The sequence below is a fragment of the Lysinibacillus sphaericus genome (genome assembly GCF_000600105.1).
Classification (GTDB): domain Bacteria; phylum Bacillota; class Bacilli; order Bacillales_A; family Planococcaceae; genus Lysinibacillus; species Lysinibacillus sphaericus.
The window spans coordinates 1128697-1141271 of record NZ_CP006837.1; the positions used below are offsets into that span (position 1 = coordinate 1128697).

General features: G+C 38.7%; 12 protein-coding genes. 9 read left to right on the forward strand and 3 right to left on the reverse strand.

Going from position 1 to position 12575, the window contains the following annotated elements; translation table 11 throughout:
* Position 1: 1 nt before the first annotated feature.
* Genes T479_RS05170 through T479_RS05180 form a run of 3 tightly spaced genes read right to left on the reverse strand, consistent with a single transcriptional unit; the run spans position 2 to position 1851 of the window.
* On the reverse strand, positions 2-628 hold the full coding sequence (locus T479_RS05170; RefSeq protein WP_024361984.1) for an ABC-2 transporter permease: 627 nt from the start codon (positions 626-628) through the stop codon (positions 2-4).
* Positions 625-1473 carry an ABC transporter ATP-binding protein gene (locus T479_RS05175; RefSeq protein ID WP_025218814.1) on the reverse strand — a complete coding sequence of 283 codons (849 nt, stop codon included), beginning with the start codon at positions 1471-1473 and terminating at the stop codon, positions 625-627. The genes T479_RS05170 and T479_RS05175 overlap by 4 nt, the downstream gene beginning before the upstream one ends.
* A complete protein-coding gene (locus tag T479_RS05180; RefSeq protein WP_025218815.1) occupies positions 1474-1851 on the reverse strand; it encodes a GntR family transcriptional regulator in 378 nt (125 codons plus the stop codon).
* A gap of 145 nt (positions 1852-1996) precedes the next feature.
* Between T479_RS05180 and T479_RS05185 the strand changes: the two genes are divergently transcribed.
* From T479_RS05185 to T479_RS05225, 9 genes are all read left to right on the forward strand, one after another.
* Positions 1997-2260: a YlmC/YmxH family sporulation protein gene (locus T479_RS05185; protein ID WP_024361981.1), complete on the forward strand. Its 264-nt coding sequence runs from the start codon at positions 1997-1999 to the stop codon at positions 2258-2260.
* Positions 2261-2269: 9 nt separating this feature from the next.
* Entirely contained in the window at positions 2270-3049 is a 780-nt protein-coding gene (locus T479_RS05190; RefSeq protein ID WP_024361980.1) for a dipicolinate synthase, read from the forward strand.
* Positions 3043-3633, forward strand: coding sequence for a dipicolinate synthase subunit B (locus T479_RS05195; protein WP_024361979.1), 591 nt, complete (start codon positions 3043-3045; stop codon positions 3631-3633). Before T479_RS05190 ends, T479_RS05195 begins: the two co-directional genes overlap by 7 nt.
* A gap of 82 nt (positions 3634-3715) precedes the next feature.
* On the forward strand, positions 3716-4753 hold the full coding sequence (locus T479_RS05200; protein WP_024361978.1) for an aspartate-semialdehyde dehydrogenase: 1038 nt from the start codon (positions 3716-3718) through the stop codon (positions 4751-4753).
* Positions 4754-4766: 13 nt separating this feature from the next.
* Entirely contained in the window at positions 4767-5666 is a 900-nt protein-coding gene (gene dapA, locus T479_RS05205) for a 4-hydroxy-tetrahydrodipicolinate synthase (protein ID WP_024361977.1), read from the forward strand.
* A 324-nt stretch (positions 5667-5990) separates the two neighbouring features.
* Positions 5991-7658: a ribonuclease J gene (locus tag T479_RS05210; protein WP_024361976.1), complete on the forward strand. Its 1668-nt coding sequence runs from the start codon at positions 5991-5993 to the stop codon at positions 7656-7658.
* 305 nt (positions 7659-7963) lie between these two features.
* Positions 7964-10258: an FtsK/SpoIIIE family DNA translocase gene (locus T479_RS05215; protein ID WP_024361975.1), complete on the forward strand. Its 2295-nt coding sequence runs from the start codon at positions 7964-7966 to the stop codon at positions 10256-10258.
* Positions 10259-10446: 188 nt separating this feature from the next.
* Positions 10447-11175, forward strand: coding sequence for a GntR family transcriptional regulator (locus T479_RS05220; RefSeq protein WP_024361974.1), 729 nt, complete (start codon positions 10447-10449; stop codon positions 11173-11175).
* 53 nt (positions 11176-11228) lie between these two features.
* Positions 11229-12311: a BMP family lipoprotein gene (locus T479_RS05225; protein ID WP_024361973.1), complete on the forward strand. Its 1083-nt coding sequence runs from the start codon at positions 11229-11231 to the stop codon at positions 12309-12311.
* Positions 12312-12575 lie beyond the last annotated feature (264 nt).

A 12575-nucleotide genomic window follows, 5' to 3' on the forward strand; every position in this document is an offset into this window, starting at 1 on the left:
TTTAAAAATCCTTGCGTTTATAGATTGCTGTTGCAATTAGAGAAGATAACCATAAAATAAATAGTCCAATAAATGGTGCTAAATAGCTGAACTGTTGTAGCTTAGAAATCGTAATCACAACATCTGCAAAATACTCCTCTAACAGCCCAATGAGTAAACCAGGAATAAAGCATAAAACAATTAGAACGATTCGACCTTTTATAGAACCGTATTTGATATAAATCGGTAGGATTAAAGCAAGCAAACAAAATGCCGCCCCAATTAGAAGATTGAATGTAAGGAAAAAATTAGCGGTTCCCCAATCGTTTGTAAAATGATTCATGATAAAAACTACAGGTAATGCAATAATCAGACCAATTAACATTAACACAAGGCTAAGCATGTATTTACTAAGGACAATTTCGCTCTTGCTAATGGGTAAGGTATTGACATATTTGTCCCAGCTGCAAAGTTCATCGTAGGTAAGGGCAGTAATAGCCTGAATAACAAGGATAAATAATATAAAGGAAAAAATAATTGATCCTTGCCCCATTAGTATGGAAAAAAGCAGCATGGGGATAAGTATAAAAGCTTGTGTCTTTAGCTGACGCTGTATCGTCATTAAATCTTTTACTACAAGAGCAGTCATGGCTGAACACTACCTTTCACGAAAAATAGCATGATATCCTCAATAGTCGGTCTTTCAACGGTAAATGCTTCGTTTATTTCATTTTTTAGCACAAGTACTTCAAGCCCGAAAGTACCATCGCGTTTTTGAATAATTGCTTGCTCAGGTAATTCGCTTATTTCCTCATTCGTTCCTTTAAAAATCCCGTAATCATATAGTAAGACATCCTTGCTTTCACTAAATAATATTTCACCGTTATGAATAAATGTAATATAGTCAGCTATCTTTTCTAAATCACTTGTTATATGTGATGAAAATAGTATGCTATGTGTTTCATCCTGCATAAACGCTAAAAATAAGTCGAGAATTTCATCACGTATAATTGGGTCTAATCCACTGGTTGGTTCATCTAAAATTAATAATTTTGGATGGTGCGACAATGCTAACGCTATCGATAGCTTCATCCTCATTCCTCGAGACAACTCTTTTACCTTTTTTCGCTTAGGCACCTTAAATTGCGTCAATCGCTCAAAATAATAATTCGAATCCCATGTTTTAAACACCCTTTTCATAAATTTGTCGAGTTGCGTCGCATTCAGCGTTTCAGGTACATGCAGCTCGTCGAAAACGACACCGATGTCGTTTTTTATCGCAAGCTCATATTCGACAATATCTTTACCGAATAGCAAAATTTCGCCATATTCTTTTTTTAATAAATTAAGCATGCATTTTATGGTAGTGGATTTACCTGCACCGTTTTCACCAACAAAGCCCATTACTGTTCCTTGAGGTACTGAAAAACTAATATCTTTTAGTGAAAAGCCTTCAAAGCCTTTGTGTAAATCATGGATTTCAATGGCATTCATTTAGTTGTCCTCCTCTACAATTAATGAAAGTAAGTCTACTAACTCCTCTTTTGCAAGTCCGGCGGTTTTAGCTGTTCTGACGGCTTTTTGCAAATGCTCCTCTACTTGGCGCAATAACTCCTCCCGTAAAAAATCTTGGTTACGTTCAGTAACAAAGCTACCTTTTCCCGCTACCGTTTCAATAAAGCCGTCTCGCTCTAAATCTGCATATGCTCGTTTGGTTGTCATCACGCTAATTTTGAGATCCTTGGCGAGTGCACGTATAGAGGGTAGTGCATCGCCTGCGTGAAGTTTATTGGCTAAAATGGCTTCTTTTAGCTGAACAGTAATTTGTTCATAGATTGGTTTATCACTCGCATTGCTTAAATGGATACGCACTTATTTTCACCTCTTGATTATAACTGTATATACACACTATACACAGCATGTATGAAAGTTGCAACCTAGAAGTACTTTTGTATGGGGCACGAATTGCAAAAACTCGGCATATATTGGGTTAACGGCTCAAGGAGGGAGATGAGGCATGCTATTATCTGAAATGGTGGATAAAGAATTGATTCAAGTTGAAGGTGGTGTACATTTTGGCATACTGGCACACACAGAATGCCTATTAGATGTGCAGACAGGAAAGATACATGGATTTGAGATTATTAAAGAAAAAATGCCATTCCAAAAGAAGAAAGTAAAAGTTAGTGAAATGATTCCGTGGCATGAAATTATATTAATTGGAGAAGATCGTATTTTATTTAACAAAACGACGACAGTACAGTCTGAATTTTTACAGTGAGGTGAGCTTTTGGAAAACGAAAAATGGCTGGTAATCGGCGAGGACTCAAGATTAAAAGAATTAGCGACGATGTTGCGAAGTCCTTCACGTACAGTATTTTATAAAAGAACTTCAGTTTGGAATGAGGAGTTAAATAAACTTGTTTTAGAGTTCCAGCCTAATAAAATTGTTCTCCCTATACTTCCATTGAAGATAGAAGTGGAGCAATTGTATGGCATATCACAAGTGAAGTTTTATACGGGTCGATTAACGATGCATTGGAAGCAATTGCTAGAAAAAAATGACACGAATTGTTACTTGCAACAGGAGTCTTTTATTTGGCAAAATGCAAGGTTGACGGCGGAGGGATTTATCGCCACGTTTTACGGACTCGAGCAGAAATGTATTTACGGACAAAACTTTACGATCGCAGGCTTTGGTCGCATCGCCAAAATGCTCGCTTCTTTACTCGTAAAGATGGGCGCTAATGTGCATATTGTTGCGCGTTCAGTGGTACAAGTGAGTGAAGCAAAAGCATATGGCTATAAAGCTTCGAATTTAGACGATCGAAAATGGTCCATACATGATGGGATTTTCATTAATACGATTCCAGCTAAGTGGATTACAGAATCGTTTCAGGATCATGTGCCAGCCGTGTTATATGATTTAGCTTCGGAGCCAGGCTGTTTAGATATTGATGCGGACCAATTGCAAACGTATGTACTATTGCCATCATTACCTGGGAAATACTTTGCACATGATGCGGCAGAAATTTTGTGCAAGGCAATAGAGGAGGAAGAAAATTGCTGACGGGTAAACGAATTGGTTTAGGCATTACGGCTTCACATTGTACGTATGAAGATGTTGTACCAAAGATTCAAAATTTTATTGATGCAGGGGCGACCGTTATCCCCATTATTACGCATTCAGTATTACATGCCGCAACACGTTTTGGAACAGGGGAAGAATGGATTGCGAAAATAGAGGCTTTGACAGGGGAAAAGGTTATTTCTTCTATAAAAGAAGCGGAACCATTTGGACCTTCCAATCCGTTGGATGCAATGGTCATAGCACCAATGACTGGCAATAGTATTAGTAAATTTGCCAATGCCGCGACGGATAGTCCTGTGCTCATGGCTGCAAAGGCAACTTTGCGAAATGGCTCCCCAGTCGTTCTAGGTATTTCTACAAATGATGCACTGGGCTTAAATGGCATCAATATTATGAAACTGCTCAATGCGAAAAACATCTACTTTATTCCATTTGGTCAGGATTCACCACATGGAAAACCCAATTCATTAATTGCTGATTTTGACCAAATGGTCGACACGGTTCATGCAGCAATTACGCAGAAAAAGCAATTACAACCACTGTTGATACAATATTTCAAATAAATCATTAATTGCACACAATTTTCAGTATTTTTATGATACAATAGCACACATTATGGAACTTGTATTCAAGGAGAGATGACAGATGACTAAGCAGTTAACAGTTGCGGTTGTAGGTGCAACAGGAGCAGTAGGTTCAAAAATGATGGAACAGCTAATTAAACGTAAATTTCCGATCGGACAGATTAAGTTTTTAGCTTCTGCACGTTCCGCAGGAAAACCAATCGAATTTAATGGTGAGACGTATACAATTGAAGAAGCGACACCTGAAGCTTTTGAAGGCGTCAATGTCGCTTTATTCTCTGCGGGAGGTTCTGTATCGGCAGTGCTTGCGCCAGAAGCGGCTAAACGCGGGGCAGTAGTCATTGACAATACGAGCCATTTCCGTATGGACCCAGAGGTGCCCCTAGTAGTACCTGAGGTGAATCGCGGCGATCTTGCTAAACATAAGGGGATTATCGCTAATCCGAACTGCTCAACAATCCAAATGGTTGCAGCGCTTGAACCAATCCGTGCAACATTTGGTTTAACAAAAGTATTGGTATCGACGTACCAAGCAGTTTCTGGTGCAGGGATTTCAGCAATTGAAGAACTAAAAGCACAAAGCGCAAACTGGGATGCAGGTAAAGATGTAGAAGCAAATATTTTACCGAGTGGTGGCGACAAACGTCATTTCCCAATTGCCCGTAATGTCATTCCACAAATTGATAAATTTACTGACAATGGCTTTACATATGAAGAAATGAAAATGATTAATGAAACGAAGAAAATTATGCATGCACCAGAGTTAAAAGTAGCTGCTACATGTGTACGTGTACCAGTTGTTTCAGGACACTCTGAATCTGTTTATATTGAAGTAGAAAAAGAGACAACAGTAGAAGGCATTTTCGAAGTATTACGAAATGCACCTGGAATTGTATTACAAGATGATATCGCAACACAAACTTACCCAATGCCGATTTACGCAGAAGGGGAAGATGCTACCTTTGTAGGACGTATCCGTCAAGACTTAGATAATAAAAAAGGATTCCACCTATGGATCGTATCAGATAATTTATTAAAAGGCGCTGCATTGAACTCTATTCAAATTGCAGAAGCAATGCTTGAGGATAACTTACTATAAGAGGGGTGTAAGGATGAATTTAGGTCGAATTGGAACGGCAATGATAACGCCGTTTAAAGAAGATGGTACGATTAATTATCCAGAACTAGAACGTATTATTAATCATTTAATTGATAATGGTACGGATTGCATTGTTGCATGTGGCACAACCTCTGAAAACCCAACTATGACCACAGAAGAAAAAATTGAAGTTGTACGATTTACAGTAGAAAAAGTAGCGGGCCGTGTACCGGTAATTGCAGGTACAGGGGACAATGAAACAGCCTATTCAATCGCGATGACACATAAGGCTGAGGAAAATGGTGCGGATGGCATTATGTTAGTAGCACCTTATTATAATAAGCCAAACCAACGAGGTATTTACGCGCACTTTGAGACGATTGCAAAAGAAACAAAGTTGCCTGTGATGCTTTATAATGTTCCAGGACGTACAGGTATAAATGTTGCCTACGAGACGTCTGTTGATTTAAGTAAAATTCCTAATATCTCATGGATTAAAGAGGCGAGCGGGAATTTAGATCAAATGGGCGATATTATTGAAAACGTTGAAGCGGCAGATGATTTTTTAGTTTATAGCGGGGATGACGGATTAACATTACCATTGTTAGCAATTGGTGGTGCTGGTGTCATTTCAGTTGCTTCACACGTTGTCGGAAATGATATGCAGTTAATGATCAGATTATTTGAAGAAGGAAAGCATGAACAGGCTGCAAAAATTCATCGAGCATTATTACCTTTAGTGCGTGCGCTATTTGCACAACCGAATCCTTCACCGATCAAATATGCGATGACAAAACTAGGCTTTGATACATTAAATGTTCGACTACCAATGGTGGAAATGACAGATGAAGAAAAAGCGAACTTCGACCAAATATGGGAAACGTACCAAGAAAAAGCTAAAAATTTTAGATAATAAGTGAAACTATAGATAAACTCGCCAATAAGAGTTTATCTATAGTTTTTTTATTGTTGCGGTGCCAGGCACTCAAACAATTTCATAACAAGCTAGGTGAAAATTCAAGGTAGAATCCAGCGGGGAAGGCGCAGGTGTAAGCCGCAACAAACCGCGTGTTAGCGAGGAGTTTCGGCTTACAACGTGCCCGCGGAAAGCGTAGTGGATTTTTACGATAGAATTGTTTGGGTGACTGGCACTTAAAATAATTTGTGCAAAAGCCTTGCAAATCGTATAATGAAAATAAGTGGTTGCTGTTCGGGATATTTTTTAGGAGGAAACAAATTGACAAAAAAGAAAAATGAATTAATTCGCATCATTCCACTAGGTGGTGTGGGCGAAATCGGAAAAGCAATGTGCGTAGTAGAAATTGACGAAGAGCTATTTGTAGTAGATAGCGGTTTAATGTTCCCAGAAGACGAGATGTTGGGCATTGACATCGTAATACCTGATATTACGTATTTAGAAGAAAACAAAGAGCGTGTGAAAGGGATTTTCTTAACACATGGTCATGAGGATGCCATTGGTTCAATCGCTTATATTTTACAAAAAGTGAAAGCACCAGTGTATGGATCAAAATTAACGATTGCACTTGCCAAAGAACATTTAAAGGAATTACCTGCACCACATCAGGTGAAATTCTTTGAAGTAACAAATCGTAGCCGTATGAATTTCAACTCTACGTATGTGACATTCTTCCATACAACACATAGTATTCCCGATTCGTTAGGGGTTGTGTTCCATACTTCTGAAGGAGCGATTGTTCATACTGGAGAGTTTAAATTCGACCAATCGGCAACAGGTAAGTTTAAACCGGATTTAGCCAAAATGGCACAGTTAGGTGAAGAAGGCGTATTTATCTTACTATCGGAGTCTTGTGAAGCAGAGCGACCAGGCTATACGACATCTGAAATTGTGATTGAAGAGCAATTATCAAAAACATTCCATTCGGCACCAGGTCGTATTTTAGTAGCTGTCTATGCGTCTAATTTCATTCGTATTCAACAAGTCCTAACGCAAGCGCAAAAATCATTCCGCAAAGTGGTTATTGTGGGGAAACCTTTAGAAAAAGCTGTTGATTTAGGTGTACAGTTAGGGTACTTAACGGTAGAAGAAGATACGATTATTCCAATCTCTGAGATGCAAAAATATCAAGAAGAAGAAATTATTATTATCACAACTGGTAATAGAGGCGAACCGTTAGATGCGTTAGAGAAAATTGTTCGTAAGCATCATCGAGACATTAAAATTAAACAAAATGATACAGTACTTATTACGTTTACGCCGTCTCCAGGGATGGAAGTGCAAATGGCCAATACGATGAACTCCATCGCAAAAGCTGGAGCTGAAATTTTGACATCGAGTAAAAATGTCCATGTATCAGGTCACGGTAGCCAAGAAGATTTAAAACTAATGTTGAATTTAATGCAGCCGAAATACTTTATTCCAGTTCAAGGGGAATATCGTATGCTGATTGCACACTCTAAGTTAGCACAACAGCTTGGTATGCAAAAATCACAAATTTTTATCGCTGATAAAGGTGATATTGTCGAATACAAAAATGGCAAAATGCGAATGAGTGGTCGTGTACAAGCTGGTAATGTATTAATAGACGGTATCGGTGTAGGCGATGTTGGAAATATTGTTTTACGTGATCGTAAATTACTTTCGCAAGATGGTATTTTCATTGTTGTTGTCACTTTAAACCGTGCACAAAAGAAAATTGCTTCAGGTCCCGAAATTTTATCGCGTGGTTTCGTCTATGTTCGTGAGTCAGAGCAACTGATGGTAGAAGCATCTGAAATTGCGAAAAACGTGATTGAAAAATATGTTGGGAAAGATACTTTCGAATGGACAAATATTAAACAAGAAATTCGTGATACATTAAATACTTATTTATTCCAAAAAACGAAGCGCCGCCCTATGATTATCCCAATCATAATGGAGTATTAAAATTTTAAAAGATTTCTTTAACGCACATTGCTAACGAGTGACGCCACATTTTGCTGCGTTACCGATTGAATGTCAAAAGTATGTAAATGTCTTACATGAAAATGTGACATGACATAGTCAAGCACTTATAAATAAGCTTGTTTTTTGATAGGAGTCGAAAGTAGAGCAAGCTTTGAAGAAGTAGCGAAGGAGGAAGGATTTTCTTGCCGATAAAACGGTGGAAAATCCTTTTTTTGAAATAATCGAGTTCTACATGATATTATTCGCTACATATATAGAATGGATTGCAAAAGAAGGTGAAAAAGATGGCAAGTAATAAAAGGAAAAAAGTCACGAAAGCAAAACCAACATCCGATAAAAAAGAAATGCATCCGCTCATGTACGAAATTTTAGGGCTCATCTTAATCGCGATTGCGGTCATTATGATTTTTGAATATGGCATGATCGGGCGTATTTTACAAACCATTGCCATGTTTCTTTTAGGGAATTTACATTTTGCAGTGCCATTTATGCTTATATTTGTCGCATTGCTTCTTATGATTGGACAGAAAAAAGTAAGCCTAAAGGACCGGCTTATGTTAGGGATGGTTCTCATTGTTATGAGCTTGACTATTTTTAGTCATGGTATTTTATTTGAGCAATTAACAAAATCAGGTGGTTTATTATCGGAGTCTGTTTTGAGGGAGTCGTGGCGAATATTAATCGATACGGATGGTGTAGTCCATCGAAGTAATGCACTTGGCGGTGGTATGGTAGGTGCACTGTTATTTAGCGGTCTTCATGTATTATTTGAAGCTACAGGAGCCAAAGTGGTAGCTTGGGTTATTTTCTTTATCGGCTTAATTCTAGTTACAGGAAAAGCACTCGTTCCATATTTAGCTGAAAAAATGCCTGTGCTCTTTGGAAAATGGCAAAAAAAGCAGCAAGAAAAGAAAAAAAATACGCCAAAGAAGCCGAAAAGTCGCCGTTCCAGAGCGGAAAGTACAGACGAGGTTGCAGCGGTCAATCACGTACAAGCAGCCTATGAGGAAGAAGAGGAAGTTCCTCATGAGCCAATTATTTCTGCCTTTACGCAAAATGTGTCACATGAGCGAGTAGAACCATTGCAGACTGTAGAGCCTGCGGAGATTGAAGACGGAGAGCTTATTGATGATGTTCATATTGGTAGTGCAGACGCTGTGGAAAATGCAGATTATCAGCTTCCTTCATTCAATCTATTACAAATGCCTCCACAACATGACCAAAGCGGAGAATATTCCGTTATTCAGGCAAATGCGAAAAAGCTAGAGCAAACATTGCAAAGCTTCGGTGTAAAAGCCAAAGTGACACAAGTTCATTTGGGACCTGCTGTAACAAAGTATGAGATTTTACCGGATATTGGTGTAAAAGTCAGTAAAATTGTCAACCTACAAGATGATCTTGCATTGGCACTTGCAGCGAAAGATATTCGGATGGAGGCACCGATTCCTGGAAAGTCTGCCATTGGTATTGAAGTTCCAAATAGTGAGGTAGCAATCGTTACATTGCGAGAAGTACTAGAGTCAAAAGACGGAGCAAAGCCGGAATCGCTATTACAAGTAGCTTTAGGGCGTGATATTACAGGACAAGCTGTGTTAGCAGAACTCAATAAAATGCCGCATTTACTTGTGGCAGGTTCAACGGGCAGCGGGAAAAGTGTGTGTATAAATGGCATTGTCGTATCCATACTAATGCGTACAAAGCCACATGAAGTCAAACTGATGATGATTGACCCGAAAATGGTGGAATTGAATGTTTATAATGGAATCCCTCATTTGTTAGCACCGGTTGTAACCGATGCGCGCAAAGCGTCACAAGCACTGAAAAAGGTCGTTTCAGAAATGGAACGACGCTATGATTTATTTTCACATACGGGCACGAGAAATATTGAAGGTTATAATGGGCATGTCCAAAAGGTCAATGAACAAACAGAGGAAAAGCACCCTAAATTGCCATACATCGTAGTTATTGTAGATGAGTTAGCAGACTTAATGATGGTTGCTTCAAATGACGTCGAGGATTCCATTACGCGTTTAGCACAAATGGCGCGAGCAGCGGGCATCCATTTAATATTAGCGACACAAAGACCAAGTGTAGACGTTCTAACGGGTGTTATTAAGGCGAATATCCCATCTCGAATCGCGTTTGCAGTATCATCTGCAATTGATTCGAGAACGATTTTAGATATGGGTGGAGCAGAGCGCCTGCTTGGACGTGGCGATATGTTATTTTTACCTGCTGGTGCATCGAAGCCGAAACGCGTGCAAGGTGCCTTTTTATCTGATCAGGAAGTAGAAGCGGTTGTTGACTTTGTTATAGAACAACAAAAAGCACAGTACCAGGAAGAGATGATTCCAAGTGAAGAAGAGACTGTTTTAGAAGAAACGGATGAATTATTTGACGAGGCTGTGCAATTAGTAGTAAATATGCAGACCGCTTCGGTATCAATGCTACAACGTCGCTTCCGAATTGGTTATTCGCGTGCTGCGCGTATTGTCGATCAGATGGAACAACGCGGTATTGTAGGGCCTCCAGAGGGAAGCAAGCCTCGACAGGTGCTAATTCATCAATATGATAATTAAGGAAAAAACATGGGGTCATTGCGGAATTTATGTCCAAATGTTTGCGTCGAAAGTAAGGAAAGGATGATTTCTATTATTGATTTTGCTCAAAATAGTTTATTTCATTCTGCAAAAATGTTATATTTATGAACGATTAGTAGGAATGTTGTACATCAGATGTCTGATCTCTGATTTTGGTGGTGATTTATGTGACTATTAAAGCAGATCATCGTCATCTCTATCTTCAAGTAATTGATCGTTTAAAGTCTGACATCGAGACGGGCGTTTTCAAAGAAAATGAAAAACTTCCATCAGAATTTGAATTATCGAAATCACTAGGAGTAAGTCGAGCAACACTTAGAGAGGCGCTTCGACTGTTGGAAGAGGAAAATGTGATTGTGCGTCGACATGGGGTTGGTACATTTGTCAATCCTAAGCCGTTGTTTACATCAGGCATCGAGCATTTATCCAGTATTTCTTCTATGATCGAAACAGCAGGTATGGAACCAGGGTCTAAGTTTTTAAAGGCAACTGAGAATATCCCTTCTGATGAAGATTTAAAACGCTTCCAATGTGATGGCGAAGATAAAATACTCACGATTGAACGCGTCAGAACAGCAGATGGTGAGCCAGTAGTTTATTGTATAGATAAACTACCAGCTAGCTTCCTGCCTACTGACTTTGTTGACAAAAAAGAAGTTTCCCTTTTCTCGGCACTTGAGCAATCGGGTAAAATTCATGTTGCCTATGCTGTAACGTATATTGATCCGGTTGGGTATCATGAACAAGCATCACCGATTTTAAATTGTGGTCGTGAAACAGCTCTTTTAGTATTGAAACAGCTCCATTACGATGACAATGATCAAGTAGTGCTGTATTCAAAAAATTATTTCCGAGCTGATAAATTCAGCTTCCATGTAGTACGTAAACGGGTGTAGAACATTTCTAAATTATTTTCCTGCTAATTACAATACCTTGGGGGGTTAACAAAATGAAAAAACGTAAATTTGGTTTAGTCTTATCATCAGTTTTAGCTGCAAGTGCAATTTTAGGTGCATGTGGTACGAAAGACGAAGAAAAACCTGCAAAAGACAATGCTTCATCAGGCGATAACAAGACAGAAGAAACTTTTTCAGTAGCAATGGTTACTGACGTTGGTGGCGTTGATGACAAATCATTTAACCAATCAGCATGGGAAGGTGTTCAAGCTTATGGTAAAGAACACAACCTGAAAAAAGGTGAGGGTGGTTTCGACTACTTACAATCAGCTTCTGATGCTGACTACGAAACGAACTTAAACAATTTACTACGTCGTAACTTCGACCTAGTATTTGGTATTGGTTTCATGATGGCTGATGCTGTTGAAGCGGTAGCTGCTGACAACCCAGACAAACACTTTGCATTAATCGATGCTGAAGTAAAAGCTGACAACGTTGTATCTATTCTTTTCAAAGAGCAAGAAGGTGCATTTTTAGCAGGTGTAGCGGCTGCTAAAATGTCTAAAACAGGTAAAATCGGCTTCGTAGGCGGCGTAGATATTCCAGTTATCAATCGTTTTGAAGCTGGTTTCGTTGAAGGTGCTAAAGCTGTTAACCCTGATATCGAAATTCAACGCAACTATACAGGTGCATTTGATAAAGCGGACCTTGGTAAAATTGCGGCTAACAGCATGTACTCTTCAGGCGTAGATATTATTTTCCACGCTGCTGGTGCAACTGGTAACGGTGTATTCTCTGAAGCAAAAGAGCGTAAAGCAAAAGACCCTAAGGCAAACGTATGGGTAATCGGTGTAGATGCTGACCAATATGATGAAGGTAAAGTAGATGATAAAACAAACGTTACTTTAACTTCTATGTTAAAAGGTGTTAACACAGCTGTAGTAGATTTCTCAAACAAAGCGAAAAATGGTGAATTCCCAGGCGGTACAACAGTTGTTTACGGTCTTGCTGAAGACGGTGTGAAACTGGCTGATTCTCGTGGTGCAATCCCAGCAGACGTACAAGCTGTTATTGACGAATATAAAGAAAAAATTGCTAGCGGTGAAATCGTAGTTCCAGAAAAAGTGGAAAAATAATTCATCTCTTAATCATCATAAGGGCTTTACAACTGCCCTTATGATGATTTTTCAATCTATCGTTATATTTCGACTATTTGTAATACTCTGTTTGGATACATTTTATTTTTATATATTTTTTTCATATATAAATAGAATTATTATATTAGATTATCGTAAGTTTAAGATATGATGGTAACAAGTTAATAGAAGAAAGGTTTCTAACGATGACCTTTCCTGTATTAATTTATTTTTCAATTAGAAAATGCCTTATCTTTAGGTGAG

Coding starts and splice junctions, on each gene's coding strand:
- T479_RS05185 (WP_024361981.1), top strand. CDS start 1,997: ATGCTATTATCTGAAATGGTGGATAAAGAATTGATTCAAGTTGAAGGT.
- dapA (WP_024361977.1), top strand. CDS start 4,767: ATGAATTTAGGTCGAATTGGAACGGCAATGATAACGCCGTTTAAAGAA.
- T479_RS05200 (WP_024361978.1), top strand. CDS start 3,716: ATGACTAAGCAGTTAACAGTTGCGGTTGTAGGTGCAACAGGAGCAGTA.
- T479_RS05215 (WP_024361975.1), top strand. CDS start 7,964: ATGGCAAGTAATAAAAGGAAAAAAGTCACGAAAGCAAAACCAACATCC.
- T479_RS05225 (WP_024361973.1), top strand. CDS start 11,229: ATGAAAAAACGTAAATTTGGTTTAGTCTTATCATCAGTTTTAGCTGCA.
- T479_RS05175 (WP_025218814.1), bottom strand. CDS start 1,473: ATGAATGCCATTGAAATCCATGATTTACACAAAGGCTTTGAAGGCTTT.
- T479_RS05170 (WP_024361984.1), bottom strand. CDS start 628: ATGACTGCTCTTGTAGTAAAAGATTTAATGACGATACAGCGTCAGCTA.